Origin of the sequence: Lysobacter sp. M2-1, from assembly GCF_022662495.1 — a bacterium.
Lineage (GTDB): Bacteria > Pseudomonadota > Gammaproteobacteria > Xanthomonadales > Xanthomonadaceae > JAKPBU01.
Map to the genome: position 1 here is coordinate 1,254,074 of NZ_JAKPBU010000001.1, position 22,295 is coordinate 1,276,368.

General features: G+C 68.0%; 17 protein-coding genes. 12 read left to right on the forward strand and 5 right to left on the reverse strand.

Features of this window, described 5'->3' with window-relative positions:
- Positions 1-13: 13 nt before the first annotated feature.
- Positions 14-577, reverse strand: coding sequence for an ECF-type sigma factor (locus tag MC375_RS05500; protein WP_242102290.1), 564 nt, complete (start codon positions 575-577; stop codon positions 14-16).
- A gap of 66 nt (positions 578-643) precedes the next feature.
- Positions 644-1,501, reverse strand: a complete 858-nt coding sequence (gene mutM, locus MC375_RS05505; RefSeq protein WP_242102291.1) for a bifunctional DNA-formamidopyrimidine glycosylase/DNA-(apurinic or apyrimidinic site) lyase — start codon at positions 1,499-1,501, stop codon at positions 644-646.
- A 268-nt stretch (positions 1,502-1,769) separates the two neighbouring features.
- Here mutM and MC375_RS05510 point away from each other — a divergent pair, with 268 nt between their 5' ends.
- From MC375_RS05510 to otsA, 5 genes are all read left to right on the forward strand, one after another.
- Positions 1,770-2,978 carry a fatty acid desaturase gene (locus tag MC375_RS05510; RefSeq protein WP_242102292.1) on the forward strand — a complete coding sequence of 403 codons (1,209 nt, stop codon included), beginning with the start codon at positions 1,770-1,772 and terminating at the stop codon, positions 2,976-2,978.
- Positions 2,979-3,103: 125 nt separating this feature from the next.
- The gene (locus MC375_RS05515) at positions 3,104-3,445 is read left to right on the forward strand and encodes a hypothetical protein (RefSeq protein WP_343223550.1); all 342 of its coding nucleotides are present in this window, start codon (positions 3,104-3,106) and stop codon (positions 3,443-3,445) included.
- A gap of 169 nt (positions 3,446-3,614) precedes the next feature.
- On the forward strand, positions 3,615-4,322 hold the full coding sequence (gene otsB / locus MC375_RS05520; protein ID WP_242102294.1) for a trehalose-phosphatase: 708 nt from the start codon (positions 3,615-3,617) through the stop codon (positions 4,320-4,322).
- Positions 4,323-4,333: 11 nt separating this feature from the next.
- Positions 4,334-6,115 (forward strand): glycoside hydrolase family 15 protein, encoded by a 1,782-nt coding sequence (locus MC375_RS05525; RefSeq protein WP_277929366.1) that lies wholly within the window; start codon positions 4,334-4,336, stop codon positions 6,113-6,115.
- Positions 6,112-7,491 (forward strand): alpha,alpha-trehalose-phosphate synthase (UDP-forming), encoded by a 1,380-nt coding sequence (otsA, locus tag MC375_RS05530; protein WP_242102296.1) that lies wholly within the window; start codon positions 6,112-6,114, stop codon positions 7,489-7,491. The genes MC375_RS05525 and otsA overlap by 4 nt, the downstream gene beginning before the upstream one ends.
- Positions 7,492-7,561: 70 nt before the next feature.
- On the opposite strand, the gene MC375_RS05535 is transcribed toward otsA, so the two are convergent.
- Entirely contained in the window at positions 7,562-9,220 is a 1,659-nt protein-coding gene (locus MC375_RS05535) for an MFS transporter (protein WP_242102297.1), read from the reverse strand.
- 12 nt (positions 9,221-9,232) lie between these two features.
- On the reverse strand, positions 9,233-10,594 hold the full coding sequence (locus tag MC375_RS05540) for a DcaP family trimeric outer membrane transporter (protein ID WP_242102960.1): 1,362 nt from the start codon (positions 10,592-10,594) through the stop codon (positions 9,233-9,235).
- Positions 10,595-10,822: 228 nt separating this feature from the next.
- Between MC375_RS05540 and acs the strand changes: the two genes are divergently transcribed.
- The 7 genes from acs (at position 10,823) to MC375_RS05575 (ending at position 18,457) form a co-directional block, all read left to right on the forward strand.
- Complete coding sequence (acs, locus tag MC375_RS05545; RefSeq protein ID WP_242102298.1) at positions 10,823-12,772, forward strand: acetate--CoA ligase; 1,950 nt, start codon at positions 10,823-10,825, stop codon at positions 12,770-12,772.
- Between the two features lie 88 nt (positions 12,773-12,860).
- Complete coding sequence (locus MC375_RS05550; RefSeq protein ID WP_242102299.1) at positions 12,861-13,529, forward strand: response regulator transcription factor; 669 nt, start codon at positions 12,861-12,863, stop codon at positions 13,527-13,529.
- Between the two features lie 49 nt (positions 13,530-13,578).
- Positions 13,579-14,862, forward strand: a complete 1,284-nt coding sequence (locus tag MC375_RS05555) for a pepsin-like aspartic protease (protein WP_242102300.1) — start codon at positions 13,579-13,581, stop codon at positions 14,860-14,862.
- A gap of 12 nt (positions 14,863-14,874) precedes the next feature.
- Positions 14,875-15,393 carry a GNAT family N-acetyltransferase gene (locus tag MC375_RS05560; RefSeq protein ID WP_242102301.1) on the forward strand — a complete coding sequence of 173 codons (519 nt, stop codon included), beginning with the start codon at positions 14,875-14,877 and terminating at the stop codon, positions 15,391-15,393.
- Between the two features lie 63 nt (positions 15,394-15,456).
- The gene (locus tag MC375_RS05565) at positions 15,457-16,290 is read left to right on the forward strand and encodes an SAM-dependent methyltransferase (RefSeq protein ID WP_343223548.1); all 834 of its coding nucleotides are present in this window, start codon (positions 15,457-15,459) and stop codon (positions 16,288-16,290) included.
- Between the two features lie 38 nt (positions 16,291-16,328).
- Entirely contained in the window at positions 16,329-16,604 is a 276-nt protein-coding gene (locus MC375_RS05570) for a hypothetical protein (RefSeq protein ID WP_242102302.1), read from the forward strand.
- A gap of 80 nt (positions 16,605-16,684) precedes the next feature.
- Entirely contained in the window at positions 16,685-18,457 is a 1,773-nt protein-coding gene (locus MC375_RS05575; protein WP_242102303.1) for a GGDEF domain-containing protein, read from the forward strand.
- A 188-nt stretch (positions 18,458-18,645) separates the two neighbouring features.
- Here MC375_RS05575 and MC375_RS05580 read toward each other — a convergent pair whose 3' ends face one another.
- Complete coding sequence (locus MC375_RS05580; RefSeq protein ID WP_242102304.1) at positions 18,646-22,098, reverse strand: PAS domain-containing hybrid sensor histidine kinase/response regulator; 3,453 nt, start codon at positions 22,096-22,098, stop codon at positions 18,646-18,648.
- Positions 22,099-22,295 lie beyond the last annotated feature (197 nt).

Here is a 22,295-nt window from a genome sequence, read left to right on the forward strand (position 1 = left end):
CATGTGCGCGTGCTCAGCGTTCCTGCAGCGAGGCGAGCAGGAACATCCGTGCCTTCTGCCAGTCGCGGCGGATGCTGCGCTCGGAGCGTTTGAGCAGGGCCGCGATCTCGAGCTCGGACAGGCCGGCGAAGTAGCGCAGCTCGACCACGTGGGCCAGGCGTTCGTCGACCTCGGACAGCCGCGTGAGCGCCGTATCCAGCCCCAGCATTTCCTCGTCCAGGCGCAGCCCGCCTTCCACTTCCTCCGGCAGTTCGGTCACCCGGTGCAGGTCGCCGCCGCGCTTTTGCGCCAGGCGCTGGCGCGCGTAGTCGACCACCACGCTGCGCATGGCCGAAGCCGCATAGGCGAAGAAGTGGGCGCGATCCTCGAACTGCGCCTCGCGCCGGCCGACCAGCTTGAGGTAGGCCTCGTGCACGAGCGCGGTCGCATCGAGCGTGTGTCCCTGCTGCCCGGCCAGCTGCCGCCGCGCCATCGCGTGCAGCTCCTGGTAGAGCGTGGACAGAACTTTGCCCATGGCGTCGGCATCGCCCTCGTGGGCAGCGTCCAACCATTGGGTGATGTCGGCGGTATCGGCCATCGCCCTTCCCCGAGACGAACGATGACTATACCGCGAACGCCCTGGACGACGCGGCGCGGCCAGCGCTCAGCGCTGGCAGTTGGGGCACCAGCTGGTGGTGCGCTGGCCAATCGAGGCCTGGCGCAGGGCGCGGCCGCAGCGCGGACATGGCTCCCCGCCGCGGCCGTAGGCGGCCAGTTCCTGTTCGAAATAGCCGGGCGCGCCGTCCGGGGCGAGGAAGTCGCGCAGGGTGGTTCCGCCGCGGGCGATTGCGTGCGCCAGGATGCGCTTCACGGCCTCGGCCAGCGCGGCATAGCGCTCACGGGAGACGCGTCCGGCGGCGCGCAGCGGCGATATGCCGGCAGCGAACAGGGCTTCGGCCGCGTAGATGTTGCCCACCCCGACCACGATCCGTTGATCCATCAGGAAGGTCTTGACCGGAGCCTTGCGTCCGCGGCTGCGTGCGAACAGGTAATCCCCATCGAAAGCTGCCCCATCGAAAGCCGCGCCATCGAAGCCCTCAGACAGCGGCTCAGGGCCCAGCCCCAGCAGCAGCGGGTGCACATCGCCCGGCGCCTGCCATAACAGGCAACCAAAGCGGCGCGGATCGTTGAAGCGCAGCACCCGCCCGGGTCGCGCCCCGCGCCCGGCGAGCGCGATATCCACGTGGTCGTGTTCGCGCACCGGAGTCGCCGCCGGAAGAACCCGCAGGCTGCCGGACATGCCCAGGTGCAGTAGGGCGCTGCCGGCGGCGGTGTCCAGCAGCAGGTACTTGGCCCGGCGACGGACCGCCTCGATCCGCTGCCCGGGCAGCAGTTCGGCGATCTCGGCCGGGATCGGCCAGCGCAGGTCCGGCCGGCGCAGGGTGACCGCAGCGATCCGGCGGCCCTCGAGGTGGGGGGCCAGGCCGCGGCGGGTCGTCTCGACTTCGGGAAGCTCGGGCATCGGCCGATCTTGGGGTGGGCGGGCACGGAAACCAACACCTGCGGTGTCCGCCGACGGACGGCGAATGGGTGCGCGCGAGCATTGCGGCAGCCCGAATGCGGCCGGCGGGGCTGGTCGGAGCGCAGCGCCTCCCCAGGCCGGGATGGCGACCTGAACACCGTACGCGGGCGACGGGTGACGTGGGGCGCCGCAGGCCCCATCATGCTCCAGGGCGCGACCGATCCTGGGCGCATCTTGTTTGCTGGCGAGTGCCAGTTGGAGTTTCATAATGCCCGTTTCCCTGCTCGACTTCCTCGCCGGCGGCCTGCTGCAGACCGGCTTCTGGGGCCTGGCGCTGTATCTGCTGGTTGCAACCCAGCTGACGATCTTCTCCGTGACTTTGTACCTGCACCGCAGCCAGGCGCACCGCGGCGTCGATTTCCATCCGGTCCTGGCGCATTTCTTCCGATTCTGGACCTGGCTGACCACGTCCATGATCACCAAGGAGTGGGCGGCGATCCATCGCAAGCACCACGCCAAGTGCGAGACCGAAGAAGATCCGCACAGCCCGATGTACAAGGGCATCAAGACCGTGTTCTGGCGCGGCGTCGAGCTGTACCGCGAAGCCCGCAGCGATCGCGCGTCAATCGAGCAGTACGGCAAGGGCTGCCCGGACGACTGGATCGAACGCAAGCTCTACACCCCGCACGCCACCCTGGGTCCGACCCTACTGCTGTTCGTCAGCTTCGCCCTGTTCGGCTTCGCCGGCGTGGCCGTGTGGGCGATCCAGATGGCGTGGATTCCGTTCTGGGCGGCGGGCGTGGTCAACGGCCTTGGCCACTGGTGGGGCTATCGCAACTTCGAGACCACCGACACCGCGACCAACCTCACGCCCTGGGGGGTGTGGATCGGCGGCGAGGAACTGCACAACAACCACCATGCATTCCCGTCGTCGGCGAAGTTCGCGCTGCGCAAGTGGGAGTTCGACATCGGCTGGGCCGCGATCAAGGGGCTGGAGACGCTGGGGCTGGCCAAGGTGCTGCGGGTCGCGCCTTCGCTGGACGTGCGGCCCAACATCAATGTGCCCGATGCCGACACCATGAAGGCGTTGCTGGCACACCGCTTCCAGGCGATGACAGATTATCAGCGCAACGTGCTCACGCCCGCCCTGCGCGAGGAAGCCGCCGCTGCGGGCGCCAAACTGCGGGCGCTGCTGCCGCGGCCGCTGCGCAAGGGCATTGTCGACGATGGCCGCTGGCTCAACCCCGAGGCGCGCGAGCAGTTGCAGACCTGGGTCGCACAGCGTCCGCGCATCCGCACGCTGGTCGAGTATCGCGCGCGCCTGAGCGAGGTGCTCGAAGCGCGCAGCAACGACGCCGCCGAGCGGCTGCGCCAGCTGCAGGCCTGGTGCCACGAAGCCGAAGCAAGCGGCATCCGCGTGCTGCAGGAGTATTCGGCGCGGCTCAAGGGCTATTCGCTGCAGTCCGCGCGCGCCTGAACCTGCATCGTTGCGAGATCGACCCCACCCGCCGGAGCGATCCGGCGGGTTTTTCGTTTTGGGCGCGTGCGCAGCGTGTGCGGTCGATCGATTCATGCCCCACGTGAGAACCCGTTTGGCCTAGAATCCGGCGCATGCGTTTCCAGCTGTTCTTCCTGGTCCTGGCGGGGCTCCCTTTGGTCCTGCATGCGCAACTACGCGGCACCGGCGAGTATCTCGCGCGAATGGATGCCAATCGCGACGCCCGCGTCTCGCCGGGTGAATACCAGGACTGGCTGAGCTATGCCTTCGATGCCATGGACCGCAACCGCGACGCGGTGCTGACGGCCGATGAACTTCCCGGTCGCAAGGGCAAGCCGATCACGCGCGCGCAACACCGCGAGCGCCTGGCGGCGACCTTCAAGAAGCAGGACAGCAATCAAGACGGCTTCCTCAGCGCGAAGGAGCTTGCCGCGCCACCGCGCTAACGGCAAAGCGCGCAAGATTGGCCTGGGGGCCACTGCGCGGGAGCGGAGCGCCCACAAATCCCTCGCCGCGTGAGTCCTTACGCGATCCTTACGCGCCGGCCTGCACAATGCCCGGATGCCGGATGCACTCGTTCCCCGTGCAGCCCCGCCCGCACTGGACCCGCGGACGATGGCGCTGTTTCTTGACGTCGATGGTGCGCTGATCGATTTCGCCGACGCGCCGGATCTTGTGGCGGTCGACGCCGCGCTCGTGGCCCGGTTGCAGTCGCTGCAACGCGGTTTTGAGGGCGCGCTGGCGCTCGTCAGCGGCCGCAGGATCGAAACCCTGGATGCGCTGTTCGCGCCGTTGCAGCTGCCCTGCGCCGGACTGCATGGCCTGCAGCGCCGCCATGGCGATGTGGTCGAACAGGCGCCCAGCGCCTCGGTCGAGGCGCTGGCGCGCGTGCGCGAGGCTGGCCTGCAGATCGCGGCGAAATACGACGGCGCGATCGTCGAGGACAAGGGTGTGGCGCTGGCCTTCCACTGGCGTGCCGATCCGCTGGCCGCGGCCGATTTCGAGGCCCTTGCCGCCACGGCGGCGATGGAACTGAGCGGATATCACCTGCAGCACGGCGACCACGTCGTCGAACTGCGGCCGCAGGGCGCGGACAAGGGCACGGCCATCGAGGCGTTCCTGCGCGAGCCGCCGTTCGCCGGGCGCACACCGGTGTTCGCCGGCGACGACCTGACCGACGAGCACGGATTCGAAGTAGTGAACCTGCGCAGCGGGATCAGCGTGCTGGTCGGCTCGCGGGAGCCCAGCGTGGCGCGCTATGCGCTGCACGATGTCGCAGCCGTGCACGCATGGCTGGGTGTACACAAGGAACCGATCGCGTGAGGGAAGCGGGTCTGGAAGCCAGCCTCGATCTGGGCCTGGTCGGCAACGGCAGCTTCGCGGCATTGATCGACGCGCGCGGGCGCGTGGTCTGGGCCTGCGTGCCGGCCTTCGACGGCGAGCCGGTGTTCTGCAGCCTGCTGTCGCCGCAGGCAGAAGGCGGCGACTACGCAGTGGAACTGGAGGATTTCTCCCACGCCGAACAGCATTACGTCAGCAATACCGCGATCCTGCGCACGGTGCTGCACGATGCACGTGGCGGTGCGGTGGAGGTCACCGACTTCGCACCGCGCTGGCACCAGTACGGGCGGTTCTACCGGCCGGTGATGCTGGCGCGCAGGATCCGGCCCCTGGCCGGCACGCCGCGGGTGCGCATCGTCCTGCGTCCATTGTGCGACTACGGCGCGCGCGCGCCGCAGCGCAAGTGGGGCAGCAACCACGTGCGCTACGAGGTGCCGGGCCATCCCCTGCGCTTCACCAGCGACGTGCCGGTGCGGCTGCTGCGTGAGGCGCAACCGTTCGTGCTCGATCGGGACATGCACTGCGTGCTGGGCGCGGACGAACCGCTGCGCCGCGGCGTGGCCGATTTCGTGCGCCAGGCCGAAGAGCGTACCCACGCCTACTGGCGCGAATGGACGCGCTACCTGTCGATCCCGCTGGACTGGCAGGAAGCGGTCATCCGTAGTGCGATCACCCTCAAGTTGTGCCAGTACGAGGATACCGGCGCGATCGTCGCCGCGATGACCACCTCCATCCCCGAAGCGCCGCACAGCTCGCGCAACTGGGACTACCGCTATTGCTGGTTGCGCGACGCGACCTTCGTGGTGCGCGCGCTCAACCGGCTGGGCGCCACGCGCAGCATGGAGGATTACCTGGGCTATATCTTCAACCTGGCGGTGGGCGAGGACGGTGCCCTGCAGCCGCTGTACGGAATCGCTTACGAGACCGAACTGACCGAGGACGAGCTGGAATCGCTCGCCGGCTATCGCGGCATGGGCCCGGTCCGGCGCGGCAACCTGGCCTGGGTGCAGAAGCAGCACGACGTCTACGGCAGCGTGGTCCTGGCCTCGTCGCAGCTGTTCTTCGATCTGCGGCTCGAGCACCCGGGCGACGAGGCCACTTTCCGCCGGCTGGAACCGCTAGGCGAGCGCGCCTACGCGCTGTACGACCAGCCCGACGCCGGCCTGTGGGAATTCCGCGGCCGCGAGGAAGTGCATACCTATTCGAGCGTGATGTGCTGGGCCGCCTGCGACCGGCTGGCGAAGATCGCGACGCAGCTCGGCTTGCACGAGCGCACGCGCTTCTGGCGCGAACGCGCCGATGCCATGCATGCGCGCATCGCGGCGCACGCCTGGGACGAGGCGGCGGGGCATTTCGTCGAATCCTGGGACAGCCGCCGGCTGGATGCCAGCCTGCTGCTGCTGGCCGATGTCGGGTTCGTGCAGGCGGACGATCCCCGCTTCGTGGCCACGGTCGAGGCGATCGGACGCGAGCTCAAGCGCGGCGATGCGCTGTTCCGCTATGTCGAGGCCGACGATTTCGGCTTGCCGGAGACCAGCTTCACCATCTGCACGTTCTGGTACATCGATGCGCTGGCGGCGATCGGCAGGATCGACGAGGCGCGCGCACTGTTCGAGCGCATCCTCGCGCGGCGCAATCCACTCGGTCTGCTGTCGGAAGATCTGGCGTTCGAAACCGACGGCGAAGCCTGGGGCAACTTCCCGCAGACCTATTCGCATGTCGGGCTGATCATTGCCGCGATGCGGCTGTCGCGGCCATGGCGGGAGGCCGGATGAACGCGGCATCGCGCCTGGTCGTGGTGTCCAACCGCGTCGCCCTGCCCGACGAGGAGCGGCCCGGAGGACTCGCGGTGGCGCTGCGCGCGGCGCTGGCCGAACGTGGCGGGCTGTGGTTCGGCTGGAGCGGACATCGTGCGCCGGCGCCGGCGGGGGAGGTGCACGCGCAGCGCGCCGGCCGCATCACCTATGCGACCACGGACCTGACTCGGGCCGAATATGACGGCTATTACGCCGGCTTTTCCAACCGGACGCTATGGCCGCTGCTGCACTTCCGGCTGGACCTGGTGGAATACAGCCGCGAGAACCTGGACGCCTACCTGCGCGTCAATGCGCGTTTCGCCGATGCGCTGATGCCCAGGCTGCGGGACGGCGACACCGTATGGGTGCACGACTACCACCTGCTGCCGCTCGGCGCGCTGCTGCGCGAACGCGGGTTCGGCGGCCGCATCGGCTTCTTCCTGCATGTGCCGATGCCCTCGTCCGATCTGCTCGCCGCACTGCCCGGGCACGAGGCGCTGTTCGGCAACCTGTCGGCCTACGATCTGGTGGGGCTGCAGACGCGCCGCGACGTCGAGCGTCTGCAGGATTACATGCGCCTGTATCGCGGCGCGGACGTGCGCAACGAGCAGGGCCAGGTCCTGATGGCCGATGGCCACCGCTTCCGCGTGGGTGCGTTTCCGATCAGCATCGACACCGCCGCGATCGAGGCGCAGGCGGCCGACGCCATGCGCCGGGCCACGGTGCGGCGTCTGCGCGCCAGCCTGAGCGTGCGCAAGCTCGCCATCGGCGTCGACCGGCTCGACTATTCCAAGGGATTGACGCGCAGGTTCCGGGCGTTCGAACGCTATCTGGAAACCCATCGCGTACACACCGGCAAGGTCACCTTCCTGCAGATCGCGCCGCCCTCGCGCACGGACGTTGCCGTGTATCAGCGGCTGCGCAGCACGCTCGAGGGGCTGGCGGGCAGCATCAACGGTCGCCAGGCCGATCCGGACTGGACTCCGGTGCGTTACGTCAACCGTAACTTCAGCCACGACGTGCTGACCGGCTTCTACCGGGTGGCCGATATCGGCCTGGTCACGCCACTGCGCGACGGGATGAACCTGGTGGCGAAGGAATACGTCGCCTCCCAGGCCGCCGAGGATCCGGGCGTGCTGGTGCTGTCGCGCTTCGCAGGCGCGGCGTACGAGCTGCACGAGGCGCTGCTGGTCAATCCCTACGATATCGACGGCGTGGCCGAGGCGATCGCGCAGGCGGCGACGATGTCCCTGGCCGAGCGGCGCGAACGCCATGCCGCGATGCTGGCGACCCTGCGCCGGCACGACATCAACGCGTGGCGACGCGGGTTCCTCGAGGTACTGGGCGGGGCTTAGGGCAGCGGCCCATCGCCAGAACGAAGACGCCGGCCAGCGGCCGGCGTCTTTTTCCGCTAAGCGGCCGCGGCTACTTCGTGATATCCACGTCCTTGGTCTCGCGCAGGAACAGCGTGCCGATCACGAAGGTCATCACCGCGATCACGATCGGATACCACAGGCCGTAATAGATGTTGCCGGTCGCCGCGACCAGGGCGAACGCGATGGTCGGCAGGAAGCCGCCGAACCAGCCGTTGCCGATGTGGTACGGCAGCGACATCGAGGTGTAGCGGATGCGGGTCGGGAACAGCTCCACCAGCCAGGCCGCGATCGGGCCGTACACCATGGTCACGTAGATCACGAGCACCCACAGGATCAGCAGCACCATCGGCTTGTTGATCCGCGCCGGGTCGGCCTTCTCCGGGTAACCGCCCGCGGTGAGCGCGGTCTTGAGCTCGGCGCCGAAGGCATCGGCCTTGGCCTTGCCCTCGTCCTTGGCCAGGCCTGCACCTTCGTAGCCCGCCACTTCGGTAGTGCCGACCGCGATCTTGGCGACGGTGCCGGCCGGTGCGGCCTGGATCGTGTACGGAATACCGGCCTTGGCCAGCGCCGCGGTCGCGATGTCGCAGGAGTTGGTGAAGACCTTCTTGCCGACCGGATCGAACTGGAACGAACAGGTGTCCGGGTCGGCATGCACCACCGCAGGTGCGCTCGCGCTGGCTTCGGCGACCGCCGGATTGGCGTAATGGGTCAGCGCCTTGAACAGCGGGAAGTAGGTCAGCGCGGCGATCAGGCAGCCGGCCATGATGATGCCCTTGCGCCCGATCTTGTCCGACAGCCAGCCGAAGAAGACGAAGAACGGCGTGCCGAGCACCAGCGCGGCGGCGATCAGCAACCAGGTCGTGGTGGCATCGACCTTCAGCGACTGGGTCAGGAAGTACATCGCATAGAACTGGCCCGCGTACCAGACCACGGCCTGGCCGGCGGTGGCGCCGAGCAGGGCGAGCAGCACGATGCGGCCGTTCTTGGTGAAGAAGCTCTCGGTGATCGGCGCCTTCGAGCCCTTGCCCTCGGCCTTCATCTGCTGGAACAGCGGCGATTCGTTGAGCTGCAGGCGGATCCACACCGAAACGCCCAGCAGCACGATCGACAGCAGGAACGGAATGCGCCAGCCCCAGGCCTCGAAGGCCTCCGTACCCAGCCAGGTACGCACGCCCAGGATCACCAGCAGCGACAGGAACAGGCCCAGCGTCGCAGTAGTCTGGATGAAGCTGGTGTACAGGCCGCGCTTGCCGTGCGGTGCGTGCTCGGCGACATAGGTCGCTGCGCCGCCGTACTCGCCGCCGAGCGCCAGGCCCTGCAGCAACCGCAACGCGATCAGGATCGCCGGCGCGGCGAAGCCGATGCTGGCATAGTTGGGCAGCACGCCGACCAGGAACGTCGACGCGCCCATGATCACGATCGTGACCAGGAAGGTGTACTTGCGCCCGATCATGTCGCCCAGGCGGCCGAAGAACACCGCGCCGAACGGACGCACCGCGAAGCCGGCGGCGAACGCCAGCAGCGCGAAGATGAAGGCGCTGGTGTCGTTGAGGCCGCTGAAGAACTGCTTGGCGATGATCGCGGCCAGCGATCCGTACAGGTAAAAGTCGTACCACTCGAACACGGTGCCCAGGCTGGAGGCGAAGATGACCTTCTTGTGTCCCTGGGTGAGCGGCGCGGGTGCGGCTTCGACGGTGGTGGTGGACATGTGGTCTCCCCTTTAGAAGCTGAACTTGACGTGGGTGTGCAGGCGGCTCAGGTCGCCTTCGCGGTCGTCCTCGAGAAAACGCTGACCGTAGATCAGCTCCGCGCCCAGGTCCAGCTTCGGGAACGGCGAGTAGATCAGGTTGGCATGCAGCGAATGCGCGCGCTCGGTGACCCCGTAACCGGTGATGTCGACGTCGTTGTCGAAATGCGCCATCGAGTAGAACAGGTTGCCGCGCAGTTTCGGATTGAAGGCATGGCGCCATCCGGCGAAGGCGCCGTAGCCGTCGAGCGCGTGCAGGTCGCCGTTCGCATCCTGGACCACGTCGCTGCCCAGCCCGAGGGCGAGATAGCGGCCGATGCCGCTGCCGGCGTTCACCGCGTAGCGGATGTCGTCGTTGGCGCCCAGATTGAACTTGCCCGAGACGCTGATCGCCGCGCCGGTTTCGGTGTCGTCGCCGAACTTGAACTGGCGCACCAGGCCGGCGACGGTGAAGTGACCCCAGTCGCCCTTGGTCAGCCAGCGTGCGGTGATGTCCGGCGCGACGTTGTCGCCGGTATTGAAGCGCGCGGCCGTGCCGAGGTACGGCGTGACCGTGGTCTGCGGATTTTCCACCGAGACCGACCACGGCCCCTTGGTGTAGCGCAGCTGGGCCTGGCGGACGAACACGGTGCCGTCGGTCGGGCCGATGAAGTCGACCGCGTCCGGCAGCGCGGCCACGTCCATGAAGTTCGACCAGGTCTGGCCGGCCAGCCACTCGTTCCAGCTCACGTAGGCCTGGCGCAGGGTGATCCCGTAGGTATTGGTCGCGGTCTCGTTGCCGGCCAGCGCGTTGTTGCCGCCGCCGAACATGTCGGCTTCGATGTAGGCCTTGAACTTGTCGCCAGCATCGGTGACGTGGTCGGCGCTGAACCAGAAGCGCGAGAACTGGGCGTGGAAATCGGTGTAGGCATCGCCGCCTTCGGCGGTGTCGTCGCCCACCGGGATCTGGCTGGGCAGGTAGAACATGCGTCCGGCGGAACCATCCGCGATGCGTCCGTCGCTGGTGTCGGTGGCCATCGCATCCATCTTGATGAAGCCGCCGTAGGAGAACGTGGTCCCCGGGTTGGCGGTGGCCATGATCGTGGTGCCCTGAATTGGCTGCTTGCCTTCTGGCGCCGGCTTGGGCATCTGCGCCTGCGCGGTCTTCACCTCGGTGACCTGCGCCTGGGTGTCGGCCACCTGGGTCTGGGTCTGCTGCTGCTGCGCCACCAACTGCTCGACCATCTTCTCCAGCTGTGCCACCCGTGCTTCGAGCTCGCGTTCCTTGGCGGTCTGCGCCAGGACCATGCCGGGTGCGGCCAGGGCCAGCGCAACGGCCAGCGACAGCCGCGCCATCCCCGGCGCCCGGCGCCCGACGGTGTGCCGCGCAATGCGGTCCGAATCCGACATGTTCCCCTCCCGCGCAGTCCGGCGGCCCAGTGCCGCGCCGCCGACCATGCCCGCCCGGGCCGGGCGCGTCGATTCGCCAATGGTCGATACGACCAAGGTCTAAGCCCCAGCCATGCCCGCGGCACCGCGGCTGGGGCACACTGGTGGCAAACCACCCGTTATGGGGAGCTCGCCATGACCGCTCAGGACCTCTACCCGATTCCAGAAACGTTTGCCGCAACGGCGCGGATCCGCCGCGACGCGTACGAGCGCCAGTACGCGGCGTCGCTCGCCGAACCGGACGCGTTCTGGGGCCAGGTCGCGACCCGCCTGGACTGGATGCGCGCGCCGACCCGGGTGAAGGACACCAGCTATGCGCTGGACGATTTCCACATCCGCTGGTTCGCCGACGGCGAGCTCAACGCCAGCGTGAACTGCCTGGACCGCCATCTCGAAGCCCGTGGCGACAAGACCGCGCTGATCTTCGAACCTGACGATCCGTCGCAACCGGCCCAGCACATCAGCTATCGCGACCTGCATGCGCGCGTGTGCCGGCTGGGCAACGCGCTGCGCAACCTTGGTGTCGCGAAGGGCGACCGGGTCACGATCTACCTGCCGATGATCCCCGAGGCGGTGGTGGCGATGCTGGCCTGCGCGCGGATCGGCGCGGTGCATTCGGTCGTGTTCGGCGGCTTCGCGCCGCAGTCGATCGCCGACCGCGTGCACGACTGCGCCAGCAAGCTGATCATCACCGCCGACGAAGGCCGGCGCGGCGGCAAGACGGTGCCACTCAAGGCCAACGTGGACACCGCGTTGAAGCTGCACGGCACCAACAGCGTTGAGACCGTCCTGGTGGTCCGCCACACCGGCGGCGCGGTCGACATGCAGATGCCGCGCGACCGCTGGTACGAGGCCGTGGTCGAAGGCCAGCCGGAAACCTGCGAACCCGAGCGCATGAACGCGGAAGATCCGCTGTTCATCCTCTACACCTCCGGTTCCACCGGCAAGCCCAAGGGCGTGCTGCACACGACCGCCGGCTACCTGGTGTATGCGAGCTACACCCACGAAGCGGTGTTCGACCTGCGCGAGGACGATGTCTACTGGTGCACGGCCGATGTCGGCTGGGTCACCGGTCACAGCTACATCGTCTACGGGCCGCTCGCCAATGGGGCCACCGCCCTGGTCTTCGAAGGCGTGCCCAACTATCCGACGGTCTCGCGCTTCTGGGAGGTGGTCGACCGCCACCAGGTCACGATCTTCTACACCGCCCCCACCGCGATCCGCGCGCTGATGCGCGAAGGCGAGGCCCCGGTGAAGCGCACCTCGCGCGCGTCGTTGCGGCTGCTCGGCACCGTCGGCGAGCCGATCAATCCCGAGGCCTGGCGCTGGTATCACGACGTGGTCGGCGATGCGCGCTGCCCGGTGGTGGACACCTGGTGGCAGACCGAGACCGGCGGCATCCTGATTTCGCCGCTGCCGGGGGCGATCGAAGCCAAGCCCGGCTCGGCGACCAGGCCGTTCTTCGGCGTGCAGCCTGCCATCGTCGACGCCAACGGCAACCTGCTCGAGGGCGCGGCGGAAGGCAACCTGGTCCTGCTCGATTCCTGGCCCGGGCAGATGCGCACGGTCTACGGCGACCACCAGCGCTTCATCGACACCTACTTCAAGACGTACCCGGGCATGTATTTCACCGGCGACGGCTGCCGACGCGATGCCGACGGCTACTACTGGATCACCGGACGGGTGGACGACGTGATCAACGTCAGCGGCCACCGCATCGGCACCGCCGAAGTGGAGAGCGCGCTGGTCTCGCACCACGACGTCGCCGAAGCCGCGGTGGTCGGCTTTCCGCACGACATCAAGGGGCAGGGTATCTACGCCTACGTCACCCTGAAGCAGGGGATCGAGGCCACGGACGAACTGCGCAAGGCCCTGGTCGGTCAGGTGCGTCAGGAGATCGGACCCACGGCCACGCCCGACCACATCCAGTGGGCGCCCGGCCTGCCCAAGACCCGCAGCGGCAAGATCATGCGCCGGATCCTGCGCAAGATCGCCGAGAACGCACCGGACCAGCTCGGCGACACGAGCACGCTCGCCGATCCGTCGGTGGTCGAGTCGCTGGTGCAGCATCGACGTGTGCCCTGAGGGCCGGGAATGGGGATTCGGGATTGGGGATTAGCCAGCCCGGAAAGCAAACCGAATCTCCAATCCCGAATCCCCATTCCCCGCTGTTATGCCAACCCTGCTGATCGCCGACGACCACCCGCTGTTTCGCGAAGCCCTGCGCGGAGCGGTCGCGCGGGTGCTGCCCGAGGCGCAGCTGCGCGAAGCGCAGAACGTCGAGGCGCTGTACACGCTGGTCGAATCCGAGCCGGACGCCGACCTGCTCCTGCTCGATCTCAACATGCCCGGCGCGCACGGCTTCAGCGCGCTGGTGCATCTGCGCGCGCTGCATCCGCAGCTGCCCATCGTGGTGGTGTCGGCGCGAGAGGAGCCTGCAGTGATGCGACGCGCGCTCGATCACGGCGCCATCGGCTTCATTCCCAAGTCGGCTGATGCCAAGACCCTCGGTGAGGCGATTTCCGCGGTGCTCGAGGGCGACCGCTGGGCGCCTGCGTCGGCGCTGGCAGCGCCGGCGACCGGGCCGGACGAATACGATGCGGCGCAGCGCCTACGCGATCTCACCCCGCAGCAGTTCCGCGTGTTGCAGATGCTCGGCAGCGGCCTGCTCAACAAGCAGATCGGGTTCGAGCTTGGCGTGTCCGAGGCCACGATCAAGGCGCATGTCACCGCGATCCTGCGCAAGCTCGGCGCCGGCAACCGCACCCAGGCGGTGCTGATCGCCGCGCGCCTGGCCCTCGACCCCGGCGCGATCGTGCCGCCGCCGGAAGAAGCGGACTGACCGGCCAGACCGGTTCCAACCGCACCGCGCGATCTGCTCCAATCGGCGCATGACCCGCGCCCTGCACCTGCCGATCACCCTGGCCTACGCCAAGGGCGCCTACACCGTCGCCCTGTCGATCGGCAGCGGGCGGCGCCCGGCCAACCTGGCGCTCGATACCGGCAGCAGCACGCTGGTGGTTTTGCCGCATGCCTACGATCCCGACCGCGACGCCAGCCACGCGCCGACATCGTGGGCGCAGGAAGTGCGCTACGGCGGCGGCGTCTGGGCCGGGCCGGTGCTGTCGACGGAAATCCATCTGCAAGGCCTGTATGAAGACGTGCACCTGGACGGCGCACCGATCGCGCTGATCGAAGCGCAGGCGCAGGACCTGCATGATGCCGATGGCCTGTTCGGCCTCGCCTATTCAGGCCTGGACACCGCGCACGACATGCGCGACTACCTCGGCGCGCACGGCGTCGACCCGCCACAGACCTGGCCGTGGCCGTTCGACCGGGAAGATTCCGACCTTGCCGCCTTCGCCACGCTGCTGCGCGCGCAACCAGCTGTCGCGCTGCAGCCGCTGTTCACCGCGCTGGCCGACGCCGGCCGCATCGAGAACCGCTTCGGCCTGCTGCTGCGTCGTGCGCTGGTGCACGTCGCGGACGACGGCGCCGACGACGCGCAACTGGCCGCCGACCCGCTCAACCAGGGCGTGATAGTGCTCGGCGGTTCGCTGCATGCCGACCAGGACGACCCGCATCGCCTGCACGAAGGCCGGCTCTACGAAGGTGAGTTCCACGATATCCAGATCGTCCACGATCTTTACTACAACGCGTGCCTGGTCGCGGTGCAGGTCGGCGACGGTCCGCGCATCGTCGCGCCGCCACTGGATGCCAGCTACGCACACCAGGCCGCGAGCAACGCGATCCTCGACACCGGCTGCAGCTTCGTCATCCTCGAGGCAACGCTGTACCAGGCCGTGATCGACGCCTTCGCCCAGCGCGATGCGCGCATCCCCGCACTGGTCGAGCGATTCCAGCAAACCTTCCGCCAGCAACAGCAGGGCGTTGCGAATGCCGACGTGGACGCGCTCGACTGGCCCGAGCTGCATTTCTTCCTGCAGGCACCCGATGGCAGCGAAACGGTGCTCAGTTGCGCGCCCGAGCATTACTGGCCGCGCAATGCGATGCGCGCCGGGCAGGCCTATTTTTTGCTGGCGAGCCAGCTCCAGGGCTGGCCCAACCAGTCGATCCTCGGCCTGCCGCTGCTGGCGGGCCACTACTGCGTGTTCGACCGCAGCGCAGCCAACGGCGGCTGCGTACGGGTGGCATGGGCGCGCGGGACGCCCTGAAAGATGGCGACGATGGAAACCGATCGCCTGCGCCTGCGCCCGATGGAGGCACGCGACGAAGCGATGTTCTGCCACCTCTACACCGATCCCGACGTCATGCGCCGCATCGTGGCGCCGCTGTCGGCCGATGCCGCCGCGCAGAGCTTCCAGAGCGCGCGCAGACACAACGCGAAAGACCAGCCCGGGCACCGCTTCTGGGCGATCGACGACAAAGGCTCAGAAGAGGCGATCGGCATGGCCGCCCTGCTGCGCACGGGAGACAGCGCCGAACTCGGCGTGATGCTGCGCAATGGCTGGTGGAACCGCGGCATCTCCAGCGAGGCATTCGTGCCGCTGATCGACCACGCCTTCCTCGGCATGGGCCTGGCGCTGGTCTACGCGCAGCGCCCGGACGACGACCATGCCCTGATCATCGACAGGCTACTGGGCCGGTTCGGCTTCGCGCGTACGCCCGACCAGGTCGAGGACAAGACCCTGTGCCGCTGGGAGCTGCCCCGGGCCCGCTGGCTGATCCGGCGCGCCCCGGCCTGATCCCATCTTGCAAAATCAGATGGGCCGAGTATCGTCGCTGGGTCTTCAGGGGGATGACGAACCGTGTCCACGACCGGAGAGCCGGGCAGCCTGGTCTGCGTCGGCCTGGGGATGATGCTGGGTGCCCATATCGGCCCGCGTACGCGCAGCCATATCGAGCAGGCCGATGTGGTGTTCGGTGCCGCGTCCGATCCGGTGGTCGAGCTGTGGCTGCAGCAGATGCACCCCGACGTGCGCAGCCTGCAGCCGCACTATGCCGAGGGCAAGCCGCGCCACCAGACCTACCGCGACATGGTCGAAGCCATGCTGGTCGAGGTCCGCGCCGGCCGCACCGTGGTCGGCGCTTTCTACGGCCATCCCGGCGTCTTCGCCAAGGTCCCGCACGACGCCATCGCCCAGGCCCGGCGCGAAGGCTTCCCGGCCCACATGGAGCCGGGCGTCTCCGCCGAGGACTGCCTCTATGCCGACCTGGGCATCGACCCCGGCCGGCTGGGCTGCCAGCACTACGAGGCCAGCCAGCTGATGTTCTACCGGCGCCGGCTCGACCCATCCGCCTACCTGGTCCTGTGGCAGGTCGGCATCGCCGGCGACCGCACCTACCGCCGCTTCGCCACCGGTCCGGAGTATCGCCGCCTGCTGGTCGAGCGCCTGCGCGAGGACTACCCGGCCGACCACGAAGTCATCGTGTACGAGGCCGCCACCCTGCCGATCACCCAGCCGCGCATGGAAACCGTGCGCCTGCGCGACCTGCCGGACACACCGCTGCACATGCACTCGACGCTGGTGGTGCCGCCGTGCGCACCGCTGCAACGCGACGAGGCGATGCTGGCGAAGATCGAGGCGCTGGAGCGCGCCGAAGCTGCCGCGGTTGAACCAGCCGCGGTCGAACCCGCCTGAAACCCAAGCCCGTCCACCACCCACGCAAGGAGTCGAAGATGTCCAACGTCGTGCAGTTCCTGGAAACCCTGGCCCGCAATCCGAAGCCGATGTCGCCGGAAGAGTTCGCTGCGGCAATCGCTGACGCGAGTCTGGAAGCAGCAGAACGGCAGGCGCTGATCGCGCGCGATGCCGATGCCCTGAACCAATTGCTCGGCGGCCGTCTCTCCATGATGTGCTTGATTGCGCCGGCAGAAAACGATGAGCCGCAGGAAGAGGAACAGGAAGGTGAGGAAGAAGCACCTGATCGTGAAGCAACTTCCCGCGCGGCCTAATGGCCTGTGACCGTGATGCCTGGCTACAGGTTCGCAGCCAGGCATCACGGCTCGGTTCCGCAGATCGCTGGAGATGCGAAATGAAGTCGGAAATACTTCGGGTTGGCTTCGTTATATTGCTCCTTGGCTTGCTGCTGCCACTCTCGGTGGCCGCCACGTCAAGTATCGATCCGTTGCTGCGCGAGGCCGAAACACTGCGCACTAGTGACCCAAAGGCATTTGCGACGGCTCTAGTTGAGCTTGGGAAAATGGAGGACTCCGCTACCCCAAACCAAAAGCGACAAATCAGATTGTTGCATGTGTATCAGCAAATGGCCGGAGGGCAATACGACGCTGCGATAAAGGATGCCCTTTCCGTTTACGAAGAGTCGTCGGAAGCTCCTTTGAAGTTTCGGGCCGCTTTACTCGTTGCCAATGGAGCCGCCATCACTCGAGAGTTCTCGCTTGGGCTTCGCTATCTGGAAAGCGCGCTGGCGATCCAAGACCAGGTGAATGACGCGGGGGCGAGAGAGCTGGGTTCACTAACCGCGGCAATTCTTTATAACCAGTATGGGCAGTTTGCACTTGGCCAGCACTTTGCCGAACGCCTTCTTGCACAGGACTCATCGCCACGAAGCAAATGTTTTGCACAGCAATTACGTGTAGAGGCGCTGTTCGGACTAGGTGTGCCACCGGGCGACGAGAAAGAGATCAATGCCGCCATTTCCCAGTGTGTTACGGCTCGAGAGCCGATCGCCAGCAATCTGTTGCGCGGATACTTGGCACGATACTGGGTGTCCAAAGGAAAGACCGCGCAAGCAATCGAGCTCCTGGAGGCACACCTGTCAGAAGTCGAAGCCACGGGTTATCCGCGCCTCATTGGCGAGATCAATGGCCTTCTCGCCGAATATCGGCTAAGCGTAGGTGATCTTTCCGGCGCAGAAGATCACGCCCATCGTGCCTTGGCCAAAGGCGGCAAGGACGCGTACTCGCTACCACTGGTAACCGCGCACAAGGTGCTGTACGAAGCCGCGCTGCGTCGGGGCAATCTGGCCACCGCGCTCGACGAATACCGTCAATACGCCGAAGCCGACAAGGCCCGTCTGGACGAGGTTAAGGCGCGCGAATTCGCCTTTCAGCTCAGCCGCCACGAGCTGCAGCAGAAGAACCAGTCGATCGAATTGCTGCAACGCCAGAACGATGTGCTGAAGCTGCAGCAGGAAATCGCCAAGAAGTCGGCGCTGAACACGCGTCTGGGCATGGCCATGCTGCTGCTGATGCTTGGCGTTGGTGGTTACTGGGCCTACAAGGTCAAGCGCGTGCAGATGATGTTCCGCCGCCTGGCGCAGGTGGACAGCCTCACCGAGATCAGCAACCGCGGCCACTTCCGCGAGCAGGCCGAGGCGCAGCTGGCACGCTGTGCCGGCAGCGGCCGCGAAGCGGCGCTGGTGCTGCTGGATCTGGACAACTTCAAGCGCATCAACGATCGCCACGGCCATGCGACCGGCGACTGGGTGCTGAAGCAGGTGGCGGCCGCGTGCCGCAACGCATGCCGCGAAGGCGACCTGTTCGGCCGCCTGGGTGGCGAGGAATTCGCCATCCTGTCCGGCGGCGCCGACCTGGCGGCCGCGCAACGCATCGCCCAGGAATGCCGCGAGCAGCTCGCACGGATCGACACGTCCTCGATCGAGCATGCGCCGGCGATCACGGCCAGCTTCGGTTGCGCGACGACCAAGCTGTGCGGCCACGCATTCGAGAACCTGTTCATGCATGCCGACCGCGCCATGTACCGGGCCAAGGCGGAAGGCCGCGATCGCGTGTGCACGTACGAGGACAACCCCGCCGTGCCGCTACGCGCGCCTGCGATCGCATGAGAACGTAGGGCGGGTCTTGGCCCGCCGAACGAACGTGCGATGCACGTCGTATTCGAGTCACAAAAGTAGAACGAGTCCCGACCGACCGCCCGGATTCGCGATACATGTGGTGGCGGGTCAAGACCCGCCCTGCGTTTGCTCAAGGACCCGAGCCGCATCGCACGTCGTCTGACGGGCCAGGGCCCGCCCTACGCGACTGCAGCCGTCTGCCGCACCGACGCGAGCAGCGCCCGCAGCGACGCCGGTTTCACCGGCTTGGTCAGCACCACGCAGCCGCGATCGCGCGCGCCCAGCTTCACCGCGTCGCTGCCATCGCCGGTGACCAGCGCCGCGGGCAGTTCGCGCCCGGCGCGTCGGCGCAGCGCGTCGATCAATCCCAGGCCGTCGAGGCGGTCGTGCAGGTGGTAGTCGATCAGCAGGACATCGGGTGGCATCGCGTCCAGCTGCGCCAGCGCCTCATCGACATCGGCGGCGAGCAGCGCGTGCACACCCCAACGCGTGAGCAGTGCGCGCATGCCGTCGAGGATTTCGCGGTCGTTGTCGACGCATAGCACGCACAGGCCGGCGAGCGAGTGCTCCGGCGCTTCGCTGCGCGCTTCTTCCGCCGGCACGGCAGGCGTCGTGACGCCGAACGGCACGGTGATCGAGAACATGCTGCCGTGGCCGACGCGCGAGCGGACCGTGAGCGGATGGTCGAGGGTGCGCGCGATGCTTTGGCAGATCGACAGGCCCAGGCCGAGCCCACGTTCGCCGCTGATGCCGAAGTGCTCGAAGCGGCGGAACTCCTCGAAGATCTGGGCCAGATGATGTTCCGAAATACCAGGGCCGGTATCCCAGACCTGCAATACGACGGCGCCGCCGCGCACGCGCGCGGTCATCAGCACGCCACCGTTTCGCGTGTAACGCAGCGCGTTGGCCAGGAAGTTCTGCAGCGCGCGCCGGAGCAGGCGACGGTCGCTGTATATGGGCATGGGCTCGTCGTGCAGCCGCACGCGCAGTTGCAGGCAGCGCTCGGCGGCCATTGGCGCGTACTGCGTGGCCAGTTCGCGCAGGAGCTCGCCGGCATCGAAGTTGCTGGGTTCGGGCTGCAGCGCGCCGGCTTCCAGGCGCGAGATGTCGAGCAGGCCGTCGAGCAGTTCCTCCGCCGCGCGCAGCGAGGCGTCCACCCGTTCGGCCAGATGCGACTGCTCGCCGCTGCGGCTGCTCTCGCGCAGCGCCGAGGCGAACAGGCGCGCGGCGTTGAGCGGCTGCAGCACGTCGTGGCTGACCGCGGCGAGAAAGCGGGTCTTGGATTGTTGCGCGGCTTCGGCCTCGCGCGTGCGCAGCTCAACCCGCTGCTCCAGGGTCTCGTTGATCTCGCGCAGCTGGCTTTCCGCGCGCTTGTAGTCGGTGACGTCGCTGTAGCTGGTGACGTAGCCGCCGCCCGGCAGCGGCTGGCCGCGCATTTCGATCACCTGGCCGCTGGCGCGCACGCGTTCGAACAGATGCGGCGTACCCGCGCGCAGATGTTCGAGCCGGCGCACCACCTGGGTGTCGATGTCGGCCTCGGCGCCCATCTCGCCGCGTTCGGCGTTCCAGCGGATCAGGTCGCTGACCGGGCGACCGACGTAGAGCATCCCGTCGGGATAGTCGAACAGCTGCTGGTAGCGGCGGTTCCACGCGACCAGGCGCATCTGCGCATCGACCACGCTCACGCCCTGGCTGATGTTCTCCAGCGTGGTCGCCAGGACCTGGCGGTTGAAGCGCAGTTCCTGGCTGGCTTCGTCCAGCAGCGACACCACCTCGCCCAGCTCCATGCCCGAGCCGCGCAGGGCCGAGGTCAGGGTCAGGCGCGCGGAGGCCGCGCCGATCGCCGAGGCGAGCAGGCGTTCGGTGAACTGCATCAACGCGCGGTCGGCCGGCGCCTCGTCGTTCCAGGTGCGGGCCTGCTGTTGCGCATATTCCTCGAAGGCGCGCTGCGCCGGGCGTTCGCCGAGGATGCGCGCGGCCAGTGCGAGCAGATCGCCCGCGCGCACCCCGGCGGCCCATCCGCCCGGCCCCAGCGGCTGGCGCTGGACATAGGGGTCGAGGAAGGGCGCGGCCAGCAGCTGGTCCTGCATGCGCGGGCGATAGCGCACCGACACGAACACGAACGTGCCCAGGTTGAGCAGCAGCGACCAGAACACGCCGTGGGTCAGCGGATCCCAGCCCTGCAAGCCGAGCAATTGCTGTGGGCGCAGGGCAGCGACGTCGAACGGGCCGCGCGCGATCCAGGCATGGTCGAACCAGCCGGCTCCGGCCAGTTCCGGCAGCAGCAGGGTGTAGGCCCAGATGGTGGCGCCGACCAGCAGCCCGGCGAATGCGCCGACGCGGCTGGCCCCGCGCCAGTACAGCCCGCCGATCAGCGCCGGCGCGAACTGCGCCACCGCCGCGAACGCGAGCAGGCCGAACTGCGCCAGGCTGTCGCTGCCCAGCGCGCCGCGGTGGTAGGCGTAGGCGAACAGCGCGATCGCCAGGATCGTGGCGCGCCGTACCCACAGCACCTGGCGGTCGATCGAATCGGTGCCGCGCAGCGCCCGCCGGCGCAGCAGCAGGGGCATGACCAGGTCGTTGCTCACCATCGTCGCCAGGGCCACGCTGGCCACGATCACCATGCCGGTGGCGGCGGAAAACCCGCCGATATAGGCCAGCAGGGCCAGGTCCTCTCGCTCCAGCGCCAGCGGCAACGCCAGCACATACGAGTCCGGCGAGATCCCGCTTCCACCCAGCACATCGGTGCCGGCCAGGGTGATGGGCACCACCATCAGCGAGACCAGCACCAGATAGGCGCCGAACATCCAGCGCGCCGGGCGCAGATCGGCCACGTCCTGGCATTCGACCACCGCAACGTGGAACTGGCGCGGCAGGCACACGATCGCAGCGAAGGCGAGCAGGGTCTGCGCCAGGAAACCGCCCGGCAGTCCCGGAGCGGTCACCACCTGCGCGGCCTGCAACGCGCGCGCGCCGACGCCGCCGCTTCCCGGCAGGTGCAGCAGCGCGAACACGCCGATCGCCAGGAAGGCGAGCAGCTTGACCAGCGATTCCAGCGCCACCGCCAGCACCATGCCGCGATGGTGTTCGGTCGCGTCGATCTGACGGGTGCCGAACAGGATCGCGAACACCGCCAGCAGCAGGGCCACGTACAGGGCCGGGTCGCCAAAGGTGCCGGCGCTGCTGCCGGGCGCGAGCACTTCCACGCTCATCGCCACCGCCTTGAACTGCAGGGCCATGTACGGCACCGCCGCGATCACCGCGACCGCCGCCACCAGTGCGGCCAGGCCCGGCGCGCGGCCGTAGCGCGAGGACAGGAAATCGGCGATCGAGACGATGCGCTGCTCGCCGCAGATCAACACCAGACGCTCCAGGATCCGCCATGCGAACGCGAGCAGCAGCAGTGGGCCCAGGTAGATCGGCAGGAAGCCCAGTCCGGTGCGCGCGGCGGTGCCGACCGCGCCGTAGAAGGTCCAGGACGAGCAGTACACCGCCAGCGCCAGCGCGTACACCGCCGGGCGCAGCCAGCGCCAGCGCGTGGTGAGCGCGCGCTGGTCGCCGGCATAGGCGACCGCGAACAGCACGCCGACATAGCCGGCCGATACCAGCAGCAGCACCCAGCCCGGGATCACGGCATCGCGCCCTCCGCAGTCGCCCTGCGAGTGTAGGCCGGTTCCACGCCGGCGCACGAATCGGCCTGGTCCGGGTTCGGGATGGCGATCGGTGCGCGAGGGTGACGCGGACCGGTGCGCCTGGCGAGGTGCGGCGCATTGCGGACGGCTCGCCGTTTGGCGCTAAGCCGTGTCTTACGGTCGTCGCCGGCCGGAGA